Below are 16,038 nucleotides of genomic sequence, written 5' to 3' on the forward strand. Positions count from 1 at the left end.
AACACGAGCGAGGCGCATGTCATGAGTTACCTGTTAGCGTTAGATGCCGGGACCGGCAGCATTCGGGCGGTCGTATTCGATCTCCAGGGCCGCCAGATGGCGGTCGGCCAGGCCGAATGGAAGCACCTGAGCGTGGACAATGTCCCCGGCTCGATGGAGTTCGACCTTGGCACCAACTGGCAGCTGGCCTGCCAGTGTATCCGTCAGGCGCTGGCCGCCACCCATCTCTCTGCGACCGATATTCAGTCCGTGGCCTGCTGCTCGATGCGTGAAGGCATCGTGCTTTACGACCGCAACGGCGAGGCCATCTGGGCCTGCGCCAACGTTGACGCCCGCGCCAGCCGCGAGGTGGCGGAGCTCAAAGAGATCCACGACGACCGTTTTGAATCCGAAGTGTACGGCGTGTCCGGGCAGACCCTGGCGCTGAGCGCCATGCCGCGCCTGCTGTGGCTGGCCCATCATCGCCCGGATATCTACCGCAAAGCGGCGACCATCACCATGATCAGCGACTGGCTGGCGGCAAAGCTTTCCGGCGAACTGGCGGTTGACCCTTCTAACGCCGGAACGACCGGCATGCTCGATCTCTTCAGCCGCGACTGGCGCCCGGCGCTGCTGGATATGGCCGGGCTGCGGGCCGATATTCTCTCGCCGGTCAAAGAGACCGGCAGCGTACTGGGAGCGGTGACCGACGCGGCAGCGGCGCAAAGCGGGCTGCGCGCGGGCACGCCGGTGGTGATGGGCGGCGGCGACGTCCAGCTCGGCTGCCTGGGCCTCGGCGTGGTGCGCGCCGGGCAGACGGCGGTGCTCGGCGGCACTTTCTGGCAGCAGGTGGTTAATCTGCCGGAAGTCCGAACTGACCCGGAGATGAATATTCGCGTTAACCCGCACGTCATTCCCGGCATGGCGCAGGCGGAGTCCATCAGCTTCTTCACCGGCCTGACCATGCGTTGGTTCCGCGACGCGTTCTGCGCGGAGGAGAAGCTGATTGCCGGGCGCCTCGGCGTCGACGCCTACAGCCTGCTCGAAGAGATGGCCAGCCGCGTGCCGGCGGGTTCCCACGGGGTGATGCCGATCTTCTCTGACGCCATGCACTTTAAGCAGTGGTACCACGCCGCGCCGTCGTTTATTAACCTCTCCATCGACCCGGAAAAATGCAATAAGGCCACCCTCTTCCGCGCGCTGGAAGAGAACGCGGCGATTGTCTCTGCCTGTAATCTGGCGCAAATTTCGCAGTTTTCCGGCGTGCAGTTTGACAGCCTGGTCTTTGCGGGCGGGGGCTCAAAAGGCGCGCTGTGGAGCCAGATCCTCAGCGATGTCACCGGCCTCCCGGTGCGGGTGCCGGAGGTCCGCGAGGCGACGGCGCTGGGCTGCGCGATCGCCGCCGGCACCGGCGCCGGGCTGTACGGCGATATGGCGGCGACGGGCGAGAAGCTGGTGAGCTGGCACCGGGAATTTACGCCCAATCCGGCGCATCGCGAGCTGTATCACGAGATGATGATCAAATGGCAGTCGGTGTACGCCGAGCAGCTCGGTCTGGTGGACAGCGGATTAACGACCTCGATGTGGCAGGCGCCGGGGCTGACGCGCCGTGCCCCTGTTGCCCCCTCACCCTAAGCCTCTCCCCTACAGGAGAAGAAACCGTCCGGGCATAACTGGCCCCGGCGCCATTCCGCCCTTCTCCCTCTCCCGGAGGGAGAGGGCCGGGGTAAGGGAGAACCTTCCGCCGTTCTTTGAATCCCATCACAATCGCCGCACTCCCCTTTTCCCTTTTCGCCCGCGGCGGCTAAATTAGTAACTCATCCGACCACATAACAATAATTTTACACTGGAAGAGATTATGAGCCGCTACCCGTCGCTTTTCGCCCCGCTTGACCTGGGGTTCACAACGCTCAAAAACCGCGTGTTGATGGGCTCGATGCACACTGGCCTGGAGGAGCTGCCGGACGGCGCACAGCGGCTGGCGGCGTTTTACGCCGAGCGCGCCCGCCACGGGGTGGCGCTGATCGTCACCGGCGGGATTGCCCCGGCGCCTTCCGGCGTCACCATGGCGGGCGGCGCGGTGCTTAACGACGCCAGCCATCTCGCTCATCACCGCCATATCACCGATGCGGTACACGAGGAGGGCGGCAAAATCGCGCTGCAGATCCTGCATACCGGGCGCTACAGCTACCAGCCGCAGCTGGTGGCTCCTTCCGCGCTGCAGGCGCCGATCAACCCCTTTACGCCTCACGAACTGAGCCACGAAGAGATCTTACAGCTGATCGATGATTTTGCCCGCTGCGCCCAGCTGGCGCGGGAAGCCGGGTACGACGGCGTCGAAGTGATGGGCTCGGAAGGCTATCTGATTAACGAATTTCTTGCCGCGCGCACCAACCTGCGCGACGACCAGTGGGGCGGCGACTACGCCCGACGCATGCGTTTTGCCGTAGAGGTGGTCAGAGCCGTGCGGGAGCGCGCGGGCAGCGATTTTATTATTGTCTACCGCCTGTCGATGCTCGACCTGGTCAGCGGCGGCAGCACCCTGGCGGAGGTCACCGCGCTGGCGAAAGCGATTGAGGCCGCCGGGGCCACGATTATCAATACCGGCATCGGCTGGCACGAGGCGCGCATTCCCACCATCGCCACTCCGGTACCGCGTGGCGCGTTTAGCTGGGTCACCCGCAAGCTGAAAGGCGCGGTGTCGATCCCGCTGGTCACCACCAACCGGATTAACGATCCCGCCGTGGCGGAGGCGATCCTGGCCCGCGGAGACGCCGACATGGTATCGATGGCCCGCCCTTTCCTCGCCGACAGCGAATTTCTCTCTAAAGCACAGAGCGGGCGGGCGGATGAGATCAATACCTGTATTGGCTGCAACCAGGCCTGCCTCGATCGGATCTTCGCCGGTAAAGTCACCTCGTGTCTGGTCAACCCGCGCGCCTGCCATGAAACCCTGATGCCGATAGCGCCCGCGACCGCACCGAAGCGGCTGGCGGTAGTCGGCGCCGGTCCTGCCGGCCTGGCCTTTGCCGTTAACGCCGCCTCGCGCGGGCATCAGGTGACGCTCTTTGACGGGCACCATGAGATTGGCGGCCAGTTTACTATCGCCAAACAGATCCCCGGCAAAGAGGAGTTCCATGAGACTCTGCGTTATTACCGCCGGATGCTGGATCTTACCGGCGTCGCGCTGCGGCTTAAAACCCGGGTGACGGCCGACGATCTGCGGGCATTTGATGAGATTATCCTCGCCACCGGGATCGCCCCGCGGATGCCGGATATCGCCGGGATCGATCATCCGAAGGTGCTGAGCTACCTCGATGTCCTGCGTGATAAAGCGCCGGTCGGCGAGAAGGTGGCGATTATCGGCTGCGGCGGGATCGGCTTTGATACCGCCATGTACCTCAGCCAGTCCGGCGTCGCCACCAGCCAGAATATCGACGAGTTCTGTGCGGAATGGGGGATCGATACCAGCCTGCAGAGCGCGGGCGGATTACGCCCGGAAGGGATGCAGCTGGCTAAAAGCCCACGCCAGATCGTGATGCTGCAGCGCAAAACCAGCAAGCCCGGCGACGGGCTGGGGAAAACCACCGGCTGGATCCATCGCGCTACCCTGCTGGCCCGCGGCGTCAAAATGATCCCCGGCGTCAGCTATCAACGGATCGATGATGCCGGCCTTCATGTGACGATCGGCGGCGAATCTCAGGTGCTTAACGTTGATCATGTGATTATCTGCGCCGGTCAGGATCCCCGCCGCGAGCTTGCCGATCCGCTGCAGACGGCGGGTAAAACGGTGCATTTGATTGGCGGCTGCGACGTAGCGATGGAGCTGGACGCCCGGCGGGCAATCGCTCAGGGCACCCGGCTGGCGCTGTCGATTTAGGGAAAGAAAACCCGGCCGGTAGTCCGACTAAGGTATCAGCCGGTAGCCCGGCTAAGGCGTCAGCCGGTAGCCCGACTAAGGCGTCAGCCGGTAGCCCGGCTAAGGCGTCAGCCGCAAGCCGGTAGCCCGGCTAAGGCGTCAGCCGCAAGCCGGGGAAACCGGGGAAACCGGGAAAGCCGATAACGCTCAGCGCTGTTTGCGCACCTTTGTCGCTTTCAACACCACAAATTTATTATTGGTGGCGATCGTCGTGCAGTTACCGAACGCGCGTTTCAGCTTGCGGAAATAATCGAGATGGCGGTTGCCGACGACATACAGCTCGCCGCCGTACTTCAGGCTGCGGCGGGCGTCGTTAAACATCTGCCAGGCAATATGATCGGTGATCGCATGCTGCTGATGAAACGGCGGGTTGCAGAGGATGGCGGCGAAGCGGTCCGGCTCAATATCGGACAGCGCGTTATTCACCACAAACTCGCAGCGCTCGAGGTCATCCGGCATATTGGTTTCGACGTTCAGCCGGCTGGAAGCGACCGCCATATAGGACTCATCGGTAAACATCACCCGGGCGTCCGGGTTTAAAGCCAGCGCTTTCAGGCCAATCACGCCGTTGCCGCAGCCAAGATCGGCGATCTCGCCTTCAATATTTGCCGGCAGATGCTCCAGGAAGAAGCGCGCGCCAATATCCAGGCCGCTGCGGGCGAACACGTTGGCGTGGTTGTGAATCGTCCACGGCGTACCGTCCAGCGGCCAGCTGTAGGTTTGCGGCGCATCGGCCACCTCAGGCGCGGTAAAGGTACAGAAAATCAGCCGCGCCTTTTTCCATGCCAGCGATGTGGTGGTGGTGCCGAGGATCTTCTCAAACAGCGCCAGGGTGGAATTGTGGACATCCCGCGCTTTCGCGGCGGCGATGATACGGGTTTCCGGCGTGACAACCTCGCGCAGCGCGCGCAGCTGCTGCTCCAGCAGCGCCAGCTGCTTCGGAACCTTAATGAGCACCAGCGCCGGCGCGGCAGGCAGTTCGCTCAGGGGATCCTGAAAACGTACGCTCTCTTCATCAATGCCGTTCATCCGCAGGTTGTAGCGGGTCGCCAGCTCAGATACGTAGGAATCGTTGATGCTGACCGGGTTGCGTTCCGCCAGCGCGCAGCCCAGCGCGCCAAAGCTGTCATTGAAAATGAGCGTCAGGCCGTCGACGTCATTCACCTGTTGCAGCAGATATTCATCCGCCGCTTCCCACGCCTGAAGCGCTTCCTCTTCAGCATTCGGCGGGAACCGCTCTAATGTGAATAACTCACCGTTTAACTCTACCTGGCTCATCGCCTTTGTGCCTCCGGAACTCTAAAACCCGCGAGTTTATACGCAAACTTCGCCCAGTAGAATAGAGATGCGCCGATTATCTCCATCTGCCGGGCGACGGTCCGTTACGCCGGGAGGTCGTCCTGCGCCAGGCGCGACAGGCGTTTATCGTCCAGGCTGTACTTGCTCATGATAACAATCAGCAGCGCCACCAGTACCCCGGGGAAGACGGTGAACAGCAGCGCGGAGTCGGTTTGCTGCGCTGCGCCGCCAACGTAGTCGCCCCATGCCAGCATATAGCCCACCAGCGCGCCGCCGATGGCGATCCCCAGCTTGATGGCAAACAGGTTTGTTGAAAAAACGATCCCGCTGAGTTTTTTACCGCTGCGTTTCTCTTCCGCATCGATAATATCGGACAGCATGCTCCACTGCAGCGGCGTGGCGGCCAGCTGAATAATATTGATGATAATCACCAGCGCAAAGATAGCGGCCACGTTCCCCGCCGGGACGAAGTACATGCCTATCAGCAGCGCCGCCTCGATGGCCATCGAGATTTTAAACCCTTTCACTTTATCAATATTTTTAAAGATAAACGGGGAGAGCATCGCCCCCAGCACGCCGGAAGCCAGGGTGGTGGTCAGCAGCAGACTGCCCAGATCCGCCCGCCCCATAATGTTGTTGACGTAATAGAGCGTGGTCCCGCCTTTAAACAGCACCGCAATCAGGTTAACGACGTTGAGCGCGAAGAGAATGCGCCAGTCCTTGTTGGCGAGCAGGGTTTTCAGATCGTCAAGAATGCTGCTTTGATTGTTGACCGCGATATCCGTGGTGTAGCGCTCTTTCGTCAGGCCGAAGCAGATAAAGAACAGAATGATGCTCAGGCACCCCATCACAATCATGGTGTAAAAATAGCCGTTTTGCACATTACCCTGACCCAGCCAGGCCACCAGCGGCAGCGCGGTCAGCGAGACAATCAGACCGCCGAGCGTACTGAGCGCAAAGCGCCAGGACTGAAGCGAAACGCGCTCGCGGGAATCGTTAGAGATATTATTGATCATCGCGCAATACGGAACGTTAATCGCCGTATAGACCAGCGATAATAAGGTATAAGAAACATAGGCGTAAATCAGCTTGCCGGTATAGCCGAAATCCGGCGTATAAAACGTTAAGCAGCAAAGTACGCCAAAAGGAATCGCGAACCATAAAATATAAGGGCGGAATTGCCCATATTTAGTCCGGGTACGATCCGCCACCGCCCCCATTAATACATCGGTGACCGCGTCTAATACCCTGACTGCGAGAAACATGGTCCCCATATGCGCCGGACTTAAACCAAATACGTCGGTATAAAACCAGGCCATAAACAGCATCACCGTCTGCCAGACTAAATTACAGCCGGTATCCCCTAACCCATAGCTAAATTTTTCTTTAATACTGATACGGGCAGTGTTCATCGCGCCTCCGCCAGAAAGATCGTTAATATTTGTCCTCTGTACGTTATTGCTTAGGGCTTACCGATTATGTATAAATCATCCTGTTAAATATAAGAAGAGTGTACCCGATGAGTGATGAATCTCCCGTTTTCGAAAAGATCCCCGTGGGCGCCGGCGAGCTATTTACCCTGCGGGTAGATAACATAAACGATTTCAATGGCATAAACGTAGTCCCGCATTTTCATATGATGGACGAACTGATGTGGTTCCGAGAGTCGGAGGGCAGCTATTCGATTGGTGATGAGAAATTTACGATAAAAAACAATACTCTGATTTTCGTCCCCGCCTTACTGATCCATGAAATGACGCTCCCGGCCGCCGCCAGCCACAAGCGTTATCTTATGCAATTCGAAAAAGAGTGGCTCGAGGGATACGACCTGTCGCTCCCCGCCGCCCACTGCGGCGCGGTCGCTTACCTTTCCGGCGAGGAAGCCGAGCGCCTGGAGCTGCTGCTGAGCTGGTGCGGCGAGTTCAGCGACTTTACCGATTCGCTGTTTCGCTCCCTGATGCAGAGCGTACTGCTGCACGCCTTTAATAGCCTGAAAGATTCCGTCCCCATTACCGAACGCACCAACCACCGCTATCTGAGCGAGCTGATCGAACTTCTGCAATCTATTGATGAAAATGAAAATTTTGAGATGACAACCGAAGAAGCCGCCCGCCGCTGCCGGTGGTCGAAATCCTGGTTTTCCCGCACCTTTAAATCCGCCTTCGGCATCAGCTTCAAAAAATTTATGCTGCTGCGCAAACTGAATATCGCTATCAATCTACTGACCAACACCGACCTGAAGATTAGCGATATCTCGCAAAGCGCCGGCTTCACCGACAGCGCCTACTTCTGCCTCAAGTTTAAAGAGATGATGAACGACACCCCGCTGGCCTTCCGTCACAAAGTCAGAAGCACCGATGCCGTAGGGCGTCGGGCAGAGAAATAACGCGTTTTTGTGAGCCGCATCACCGGATAAGTAGACGTTTATTATATAAATAGCCAGAGTCTATATATCCCCGTCGCCATCGCCTATTTACAATCATCGCTATATTTTGCGCATTAAGGGTAAATACGATGATTCAGAATCCTGTTTTTAAAGGTTTTAATCCTGACCCCAGTATCTGTCGGCGCGGCGATGATTATTATGTGGCGGTCTCTTCCTTTGAATGGTTTCCCGGCCTGCCGGTTTATCATTCGAGGGATTTAAAACATTGGCAACTACTTACCCACGTTCTTACCGATGATAATAATCCGGATTTAAAAAAGCTGCCCTCCGCCAAAGGCATTTGGGCACCGAGCCTGACCTGGTGTGAAGAGGAAAGGCTGTTCTACGTTATTTATGGCGTGATGAATTCCATGAATTCACGTTATTTCGATGTAGATAACTATCTTATTACCGCCAGTGAAATCACCGGCCCGTGGAGTGAGCCGGTTTATCTCCACTCTGCCGGGTTCGATGCCTCCATTTTGCACGACACCGACGGAAAAAAATGGATCGTTTCCCTGGAGTGGGAAACCCGCGAAGGTTACGAAAAACCGGGCGCCATTTGCCTGGTGGAGTATTCGCCGCAAACGCGAAGCGTTGTCGGCTATCCGCAGCGGATCTGGCGCGGCGGTACCGATCGCGGCTGTATTGAAGCACCGCATTTGACGCGCCGCGGCGACTATTACTACCTGATGGTCGCCGAAGGCGGCACCGGCTACGGCCATGCGGTCACCATGGCGCGCGCAACGCAGGTCGCCGGCCCCTATGAAGGCGATCCGCAAAACCCCATCGTCACCTCCTGGCCGGAGAACTTTAACGCGCGCCACGACGCAGACCATCTCAAACCACACTACTTCAATCCGCAAACCTATCTGCAAAAAGCCGGGCACGGCAGCTACGTCGAGACCCCGACGGGCGAAGTCTGGTTAACCCATCTTTGCTGCAGACCCTTCCGCCAGGCGCTGCGCTGCCCGCTGGGCCGCGAGACGGCGATACAAAAGATGGTATGGAGCGACGATGGCTGGCTGCGCATGGCGGCCGGGGGGAACCTCGCTCAGCACCAGGTGGAAGAGTCTAATCTGCCTTCTCAGCCGTTTCCGGCTAAACCAGACAGGGATGATTTTGATGGGCAGACGCTGGATAACGCCTTCTATGCGCCGCGGATCCGCTTTCAGCGCTTTACCAGCCTTGAACGTAAAGCAGGCTACCTTGCCTTACGCGGCCAGGAGTCGCTGAGCTCGCTCAATAAAGTCAGTCTGCTGGCGAAAAAGCTCACCTCGGTATACGCCACCATCGTCACGAAGATGGAGTTCAGCCCGGAGATTTATCAGCACAGCGCCGGCCTGACGCTCTATTACGACAACATGAACTATCTGTTTTTGCATAAAACCTGGGATGAAGCCTCCGGCGCAGCGCAGCTGGCCATCATTTATATGGATAACGGCGAGCGTCACGACGACCCGCAGAAAATCCGCCTTGCGGAGGGAGAAGTCTATCTGGCGATGGCGATTAACGGCCGGGAGATACGGTGCTCGTGGTCCGCGGATGGCGCAAAATACCAAAACATCGGCGCGGTCTACGACACCTCGCGTTTTTCCGATGAATACAGCCGCTACGGCGAGTTTACCGGCGCGTTTGTCGGCATGGCCTGCGTGGATAGCATGCTGCATCGTAAAGAGGCGCTGTTTGACTTCTTTAGCTACCGGGCGGTAGAAGACGCGATAATCGAGTAACGCCGCCTTTCTGGCATCCTGCCCACGCGGGGTGCTAGAATCCCCGGCTGTTGTCGCTGAATGACCCAAACAGGCTGCATGAGCACTTTAACCTATCTCCAGGGCTACCCTGAATCCCTGCTGGCGCAGGTCACCGCGTTAATCGAACAGAACCGTCTCGGCGAGGTGCTGAAAAAGCGCTATCCGCAGGGTCACGATATCAACAACGATAAAGCGCTGTACCAGTATACCCAGGATCTGAAGTCCCGTTATCTGCGCGGTGCGGCGCCGATCAATAAGGTGATGTACGACAACAAGATCCACGTGCTCAACAACGCGCTCGGCCTGCATACCGCCATCTCCCGCGTTCAGGGCGGCAAGCTGAAGGCGAAAGCCGAAATTCGCGTCGCCACCGTCTTTCGCGATGCGCCGGAGGATTTTCTGCGGATGATCGTGGTGCACGAGCTGGCGCACCTGAAGGAAAAAGAGCACAACAAAGCGTTCTATCAGCTGTGCTGCCATATGGAGCCGCAGTACCATCAGCTGGAGTTTGATACCCGCCTGTGGCTGACCCAGCTTTCGTTAGAGCGTTCTGCGCCATAGCGCACTGGTTTTGTCATGATGGCGTGCTACAGTGACGAAAGGTCCCTTTTACGGAGTTCGTCAACGTTTATGATACGTTTCGCAGTTGTTGGCACAAACTGGATAACCAAGCAGTTTGTCGATGCCGCCCATGAAACCGGCAAATATAAACTCACCGCCATCTACTCCCGCAGCCTTGAGCAAGCCCAGACCTTCGCCAGCGACTATCCCGTCGAACATCTGTTCACTTCGCTGGAAGATTTAGCGCAAAGCCCTGACGTTGACGCGGTCTATATCGCCAGCCCAAACTCGCTGCACTTCCCGCAAACCCGCCTGTTCCTGCGCCATAAAAAACACGTGATTTGCGAAAAACCGCTGGCCTCGAACCTGCAGGAAGTCGAAGCCGCGATCAAAACGGCGCGGGAAAATAACGTGGTGCTCTTCGAAGCGTTCAAAACCGCCAGCCTGCCAAACTTCCTGCTGCTTAAACAGTCGTTCGACAAGATCGGCAAGCTGCGCAAAGCCTTTATTAACTACTGCCAGTACTCTTCCCGCTATCAGCGCTATCTCGACGGCGAAAATCCCAACACCTTCAATCCGGCCTTCTCTAACGGCTCGATCATGGATATCGGCTTTTACTGTCTGGCCTCCGCGGTGGCGCTGTGGGGCGAGCCTCGCGCGGTGCACGCAACCGCCAGCCTGCTGGAGAGCGGCGTCGATGGCCAGGGCACGGTCGTTCTCAGCTACGGGGATTTCGATGTCACCCTGCACCACTCGAAGGTCAGCGATTCCGCCATCCCCAGCGAAATTCAGGGCGAAGCCGGCGCGCTGGTAATCGAAAAAATCTCCGAATGCCAGAAAGTGTGCTTCGTGCCGCGCGGCGGCAAGCCTCAGGATCTCACCCTGCCGCAGCATATCAATACGATGCTGTATGAAGCGGAGGAGTTCGCGCGTCTGGTCGAAGCCAACGAGGTGGTTCATCCGGGTCTGGAAGTGAGCCGCATCACGGCGAAGCTGCTGAGCGAAATTCGTCGCCAGACCGGCGTGGTCTTCCCGGCGGATAGTCAACCGGTGGCGTAAAGCTGTGTAAATGGTCCGTCGGCCTCCATTGACGCCATTTATAACCTGTAATACTTTGTTACGCGCAAAGGGGAGTAACTTCCTTGCCGGCCGATCGTCATTACGATGCGTGAAAAACCGCATCCGGTCGCCGGGCAACAGATTCTTGTTGTAAGTGAGACCTTGCCGGAAGGCGAGGTCTATGCATAAAAGCGCAGCGGCTGCCGTCTTCCGACGTCAGCCGTTTTGTTTTTATGTAAGGAAAATAGTAATGAATACTGTCGGCACACCGTTGTTATGGGGCGGATTCGCAGTGGTAGTGGTCATCATGCTGGCTATCGATCTGCTGCTGCAGGGACGGCGTGGTGCGCATAGCATGACCATGAAGCAGGCCGCTGGCTGGTCCATTCTCTGGGTTACCCTCTCGCTGCTGTTTAACGCCGCTTTCTGGTGGTATCTGGTGCAGACCGAAGGTCGCGCCGTGGCCGACCCGCAAGCGCTGGCGTTCCTCACCGGCTACCTGATCGAGAAAGCGCTGGCCGTGGATAACGTCTTCGTCTGGCTGATGCTGTTCAGCTACTTTGCCGTTCCGCCTGCGCTACAGCGCAGAGTGCTGGTTTACGGCGTACTGGGCGCGATCGTGCTGCGTACGATCATGATCTTCGCCGGCAGCTGGCTGATTTCTCAGTTTGAGTGGCTGCTCTACGTCTTCGGCGCATTCCTGCTGTTTACCGGCGTGAAGATGGCGCTGGCGAAAGAGGACGATTCCGGGATCGGCGATAAACCGCTGGTACGCTGGATCCGCAATCATCTGCGCATGACGGATAAAATCGAGGGTGAACGCTTCTTTACCCGCAAAAACGGCGTTATCTACGCCACGCCGCTGCTGCTGGTGCTGATCCTGGTCGAGCTGAGCGACGTTATCTTTGCCGTCGACAGCATTCCGGCCATCTTCGCCGTGACCACCGATCCGTTTATCGTGCTGACCTCAAACCTGTTCGCGATTCTCGGCCTGCGCGCGATGTATTTCCTGCTGGCGGGCGTCGCGGAGCGTTTCTCCATGCTGAAGTACGGCCTGTCGGTGATTCTGGTGTTTATCGGCATCAAGATGCTGATTGTCGATTTTTACCATATTCCCATCGGCATTTCGCTGGGCGTGGTCGGCGGTATTCTGGTGCTGACGCTGCTGATCAACGCCTGGGTCAATAAGCAGAACGATCGGAAAAAACAGCTGCAGTAAGACGTAAACGGCCGGGTGAAGACCCGTTTCACCCGGTCGGCAACGTTTGCCGCGCATTATTCTTACTCATGTCACAAAATAGTTAATACATAGTTAAAAAATAAGATCCCAGCGCGATAAACAGCATTTTACCCTTCCCCAGAAGCGTTCTTTCCGTATACTCAACCAGGCAAACATCTATTTACATCCGGACATAAACGTTACAAATAACACGTAGCCGGGACGAACAGCGACATCACTGGAAGGAATGAATTATGGCAACCCCATCACCCCGATCGACCCTGCTACGGCGACTGGCTCAGGGCAGTCTGGTCAAACAAATTTTAATTGGTCTGATACTCGGCGTGCTGCTGGCGACGGTCTCAAAACCGGCCGCCGTGGCGGTTGGGCTGCTGGGGACGCTGTTCGTCGGCGCGCTGAAAGCGGTGGCGCCGGTGCTGGTACTGATGCTGGTCATGGCCTCTATCGCCAACCATCAGCAGGGGCAGAAAACCAGCATCCGCCCGATTCTGTTCCTCTATCTGCTGGGGACTTTTGCCGCCGCGTTAACCGCGGTGCTGTTCAGCTTCCTCTTTCCGTCAACGCTGCACCTGAACGCGGCGGCAGAGAGCATCACCCCACCGTCGGGTATCGTCGAAGTCCTGCGCGGGCTGCTGATGAGCATGGTTTCTAACCCCATTGACGCGCTGCTGAACGCCAACTATATCGGGATTCTGGTATGGGCCGTCGGTTTAGGATTCGCGCTGCGCCACGGCAATGAAACCACCAAAAATCTGATTAACGACATGTCCCACGCGGTCACCTTTATCGTTAAAGTGGTGATTCGCTTTGCGCCGCTGGGTATCTTCGGCCTGGTCGCTTCCACGCTGGCGACGACCGGTTTTGAAACCCTGTGGGGCTACGCCCAGCTGCTGCTGGTGCTGGTTGGCTGTATGCTGCTGGTGGCGCTGGTGATTAACCCGCTGCTGGTGTTCTGGAAAATCCGCCGCAACCCGTATCCGCTGGTGATGACCTGCCTGCGCGAAAGCGGCGTATACGCCTTCTTTACCCGCAGCTCCGCCGCCAACATTCCGGTGAATATGGCCCTGTGCGAAAAGCTGAATCTGGATCGCGATACCTATTCGGTCTCTATTCCGCTGGGCGCGACCATTAACATGGCCGGCGCGGCTATTACCATCACGGTTCTGACCCTGGCGGCCGTACACACGCTTAATGTTCCGGTCGATCTGCCGACCGCGCTGCTGCTGAGCGTGGTCGCCTCGCTGTGCGCCTGCGGCGCTTCCGGCGTGGCGGGCGGGTCGCTGCTGCTGATCCCGCTGGCCTGTAATATGTTTGGTATCCCGAACGATATCGCCATGCAGGTGGTCGCCGTGGGCTTCATCATCGGCGTTCTGCAGGACTCCTGCGAAACCGCGCTGAACTCCTCGACCGATGCGCTGTTCACCGCCGCCGCCTGTATCGCTGAAGACGAACAGCTGGCAAAAAACGCCCTGCGCAGTTAATCTCTCCTCTCCCCTCCGCTAACGCGCGGAGGGGTTCTCTTTCTGCCCCGCCTTTTCCGCTTTAAACGGATCGATACCGCGCTTTTGCATCCGCCGGAATCGGATGATATTCAGACCGTTCATCAACAGGAAGCTGCCTTCAATCAGGGTGCCGCCGATCGAGCCCAGCCAAAAGTTGTGGATCACCCAGCAGGCGGTCGAACACCACATGACGCAGCGGACGGTTAGACCCGAGCAGCGAAAGAGCGCCCAGGTACTGGCCAGGGTGCCAATAATCGGCAGCAGCTCCATGGCGTGCTGCAGCTTCGCCAGCCCCAGCACCAGGGTGAGCACGATAAACAGAGCCATCACCCACAGCCTGCGAGTGCGCATGGAGATCAGGGTGCGGACGGTATTCAGCTCGGCGCTCATTCCCGCCGGCCAGGCGCCCATCAAAAAGAAATGCACGCCAATGGTGGCGCTATAGACGGCCAGCTGTAGCTTAAAGCGACGCTCATCGCGGTTGAAAAAGGTCGTAATCCCGATCAGAAAGGCGATAACGCCGACGCCCTGGGCAAGCCAATACGCGGTCATGAAAAGTCCTTATATACCCGTCATACTTCAAGTTGCATGTGCGTTAGCCGCGTTCGTTCACCCCGGTCACTTACTTCAGTAAGCTCCCGGGGATTCGCTCACTTGCCGCCTTCCTGCAACTCGAATTATTTAGGGTATAAGACAAAACGGCGCATCATACTCTGAAACGCCGCTTTTGAAACGACTCCATTTATTACTCAATAAGATTTCACGCCGCAGCGGTGGTGCGAAAGATGACGAGTAATTAAAGGGTGACGCCGCTTTTGAATATCGCCAGTTCGCGGAAATCATTACGCTCATTGCAGGTCTGCTTACCGTTCGCAAAGGCCACAATGGTATCGACAAACTCCTCCAGCAGCTGCGGCATCGCTTTACCGTGAATCAGCTGACCGGCATCGAAGTCGATCCAGTGTTTTTTCTTCGCCGCCAGTTCACTGTTGGTGGCAATTTTCACCGTTGGCACAAAACCGCCGTACGGCGTGCCGCGACCGGTGCTGAAGAGCACCATATGGCAGCCCGCGCCGGCCAGGGCGCTGGTCGCAACCGCATCGTTGCCCGGGGCGCTCAGCAGGTTCAGGCCGTGCACTTTTAGCCGCTCTCCATAGCGCAGGACGTCGACCACCTGGCTGGAGCCCGCTTTCTGCGTGCAGCCCAGCGACTTATCCTCCAGCGTCGTGATACCGCCCGCTTTGTTGCCCGGCGATGGATTCTCATAAATCGGCTGGTCATGAGCGATAAAGTACTGTTTGAAATCATTAACCATCGTCACCAGCTTGCCAAACGTCTCTTCATCGCGACAGTGGCTCATCAGCAGCTGCTCGGCGCCGAACATTTCCGGCACTTCGGTCAGCACGGTGGTGCCGCCGTTGGCAATCAGATAATCCGAGAAGCGGCCCAGCATCGGGTTTGCGGTGATGCCGGACAAACCGTCAGAGCCGCCGCACTCAAGACCAAACTTCAGTTCGCTCAGCTTACCCGGCTCGCGCTTGTCGTGGCGCATCACTTCATATAGCTGGCGCAGATGCTCCAGCCCGGCTTCCACTTCGTCATCCTGGTGCTGGCAGATCATAAAGTGGACGCGGTCAGGGTCGAACTCGCCCAGCGTTTCGCGGAAGGCATCAACCTGATTGTTTTCGCAGCCCAGGCCGACCACCAGTACCGCCCCGGCGTTCGGGTGGCGCACCATATTTTGCAGCATGGTACGGGTGTTGATGTGATCGTCACCGAGCTGTGAGCAGCCGTAGGTATGGCTGAAGAGATGAACGCCGTCGATACCTTCCGCGTCGTTGGTTTCCTTCAGAAAACGGTTCTGCATCTGGCGCGCCATGGCGTTAACGCAGCCGACGGTCGGCAGGATCCACAGCTCGTTGCGCACCCCGACTTCACCGTTGGCGCGACGATAAATCTGGATGTCGCGATCCGCCGGCTGCGCGGCGGGTTCGATCAGATCCGGTTGATAGCTGTACGCGTCGAGATCGCTTAAGTTAGTACGCGTATTATGGGAGTGGATATGTTCCCCCGGCGCAATATCCGCCAGCGCATGCCCTATCGGCAGACCATACTTAATGACGTTGTCTCCCTTCGCAATGCCGCGCAGCGTAAACTTATGCCCGCGCGCAATATCCTGCGCCAACGTGACCGTATCGCCGTCAATGGTGACTACCGTGCCTGCCGCCATATCCGCCAACGCTACCGCGACGTTATCGTGCGAATGGATTTTAATGTATTGCATATCAACCGACCTCTGG

At 57.9% G+C, this 16,038-nt stretch carries 12 protein-coding genes; 8 read left to right on the forward strand and 4 right to left on the reverse strand.

Going from position 1 to position 16,038, the window contains the following annotated elements; all coding sequences use genetic code 11:
* Positions 1 to 21: 21 nt before the first annotated feature.
* Together lsrK and F8562_RS12860 are read left to right on the forward strand one after the other, a co-directional pair.
* Complete coding sequence (gene lsrK, locus F8562_RS12855; protein ID WP_014839606.1) at positions 22 to 1,614, forward strand: autoinducer-2 kinase; 1,593 nt, start codon at positions 22 to 24, stop codon at positions 1,612 to 1,614.
* Between the two features lie 223 nt (positions 1,615 to 1,837).
* Positions 1,838 to 3,859: an NADPH-dependent 2,4-dienoyl-CoA reductase gene (locus F8562_RS12860; protein WP_014839607.1), complete on the forward strand. Its 2,022-nt coding sequence runs from the start codon at positions 1,838 to 1,840 to the stop codon at positions 3,857 to 3,859.
* 186 nt (positions 3,860 to 4,045) lie between these two features.
* Here F8562_RS12860 and rlmG read toward each other — a convergent pair whose 3' ends face one another.
* On the reverse strand, positions 4,046 to 5,176 hold the full coding sequence (gene rlmG / locus F8562_RS12865; protein ID WP_014839608.1) for a 23S rRNA (guanine(1835)-N(2))-methyltransferase RlmG: 1,131 nt from the start codon (positions 5,174 to 5,176) through the stop codon (positions 4,046 to 4,048).
* 104 nt (positions 5,177 to 5,280) lie between these two features.
* Positions 5,281 to 6,609: a glycoside-pentoside-hexuronide (GPH):cation symporter gene (locus F8562_RS12870; RefSeq protein ID WP_094909420.1), complete on the reverse strand. Its 1,329-nt coding sequence runs from the start codon at positions 6,607 to 6,609 to the stop codon at positions 5,281 to 5,283.
* Positions 6,610 to 6,716: 107 nt separating this feature from the next.
* Here F8562_RS12870 and F8562_RS12875 point away from each other — a divergent pair, with 107 nt between their 5' ends.
* The 6 genes from F8562_RS12875 (at position 6,717) to sstT (ending at position 13,717) form a co-directional block, all read left to right on the forward strand.
* Positions 6,717 to 7,583 (forward strand): helix-turn-helix domain-containing protein, encoded by an 867-nt coding sequence (locus tag F8562_RS12875; protein ID WP_038423701.1) that lies wholly within the window; start codon positions 6,717 to 6,719, stop codon positions 7,581 to 7,583.
* Between the two features lie 128 nt (positions 7,584 to 7,711).
* Complete coding sequence (locus F8562_RS12880; RefSeq protein WP_014839611.1) at positions 7,712 to 9,355, forward strand: glycoside hydrolase family 43 protein; 1,644 nt, start codon at positions 7,712 to 7,714, stop codon at positions 9,353 to 9,355.
* Between the two features lie 78 nt (positions 9,356 to 9,433).
* Positions 9,434 to 9,937, forward strand: a complete 504-nt coding sequence (locus F8562_RS12885; protein ID WP_014839612.1) for a M48 family metallopeptidase — start codon at positions 9,434 to 9,436, stop codon at positions 9,935 to 9,937.
* A 69-nt stretch (positions 9,938 to 10,006) separates the two neighbouring features.
* Positions 10,007 to 10,996, forward strand: a complete 990-nt coding sequence (locus tag F8562_RS12890) for a Gfo/Idh/MocA family protein (protein WP_014839613.1) — start codon at positions 10,007 to 10,009, stop codon at positions 10,994 to 10,996.
* Positions 10,997 to 11,246: 250 nt separating this feature from the next.
* Positions 11,247 to 12,215, forward strand: coding sequence for a TerC family protein (locus F8562_RS12895; protein ID WP_014839614.1), 969 nt, complete (start codon positions 11,247 to 11,249; stop codon positions 12,213 to 12,215).
* 254 nt (positions 12,216 to 12,469) lie between these two features.
* Entirely contained in the window at positions 12,470 to 13,717 is a 1,248-nt protein-coding gene (gene sstT / locus F8562_RS12900) for a serine/threonine transporter SstT (protein WP_014839615.1), read from the forward strand.
* An 18-nt stretch (positions 13,718 to 13,735) separates the two neighbouring features.
* Here sstT and F8562_RS12905 read toward each other — a convergent pair whose 3' ends face one another.
* Positions 13,736 to 14,290, reverse strand: a complete 555-nt coding sequence (locus F8562_RS12905) for a YgjV family protein (RefSeq protein ID WP_014226934.1) — start codon at positions 14,288 to 14,290, stop codon at positions 13,736 to 13,738.
* A gap of 244 nt (positions 14,291 to 14,534) precedes the next feature.
* Positions 14,535 to 16,022, reverse strand: coding sequence for a UxaA family hydrolase (locus tag F8562_RS12910; RefSeq protein WP_014226935.1), 1,488 nt, complete (start codon positions 16,020 to 16,022; stop codon positions 14,535 to 14,537).
* Positions 16,023 to 16,038: the final 16 nt, after the last annotated feature.

Origin of the sequence: Klebsiella sp. RCJ4 (assembly GCF_009025755.1) — a bacterium.
GTDB classification, from domain to species: Bacteria; Pseudomonadota; Gammaproteobacteria; order Enterobacterales; family Enterobacteriaceae; genus Klebsiella; species Klebsiella michiganensis.

What these genes read in the sequence shown, in the direction of transcription:
- lsrK (WP_014839606.1), top strand. Translation starts at nt 22, where the DNA reads ATGAGTTACCTGTTAGCGTTAGATGCCGGGACCGGCAGCATTCGGGCG.
- F8562_RS12860 (WP_014839607.1), top strand. Translation starts at nt 1,838, where the DNA reads ATGAGCCGCTACCCGTCGCTTTTCGCCCCGCTTGACCTGGGGTTCACA.
- rlmG (WP_014839608.1), bottom strand. Translation starts at nt 5,176, where the DNA reads ATGAGCCAGGTAGAGTTAAACGGTGAGTTATTCACATTAGAGCGGTTC.
- F8562_RS12870 (WP_094909420.1), bottom strand. Translation starts at nt 6,609, where the DNA reads ATGAACACTGCCCGTATCAGTATTAAAGAAAAATTTAGCTATGGGTTA.
- F8562_RS12875 (WP_038423701.1), top strand. Translation starts at nt 6,717, where the DNA reads ATGAGTGATGAATCTCCCGTTTTCGAAAAGATCCCCGTGGGCGCCGGC.
- F8562_RS12880 (WP_014839611.1), top strand. Translation starts at nt 7,712, where the DNA reads ATGATTCAGAATCCTGTTTTTAAAGGTTTTAATCCTGACCCCAGTATC.
- F8562_RS12885 (WP_014839612.1), top strand. Translation starts at nt 9,434, where the DNA reads ATGAGCACTTTAACCTATCTCCAGGGCTACCCTGAATCCCTGCTGGCG.
- F8562_RS12890 (WP_014839613.1), top strand. Translation starts at nt 10,007, where the DNA reads ATGATACGTTTCGCAGTTGTTGGCACAAACTGGATAACCAAGCAGTTT.
- F8562_RS12895 (WP_014839614.1), top strand. Translation starts at nt 11,247, where the DNA reads ATGAATACTGTCGGCACACCGTTGTTATGGGGCGGATTCGCAGTGGTA.
- sstT (WP_014839615.1), top strand. Translation starts at nt 12,470, where the DNA reads ATGGCAACCCCATCACCCCGATCGACCCTGCTACGGCGACTGGCTCAG.
- F8562_RS12905 (WP_014226934.1), bottom strand. Translation starts at nt 14,290, where the DNA reads ATGACCGCGTATTGGCTTGCCCAGGGCGTCGGCGTTATCGCCTTTCTG.
- F8562_RS12910 (WP_014226935.1), bottom strand. Translation starts at nt 16,022, where the DNA reads ATGCAATACATTAAAATCCATTCGCACGATAACGTCGCGGTAGCGTTG.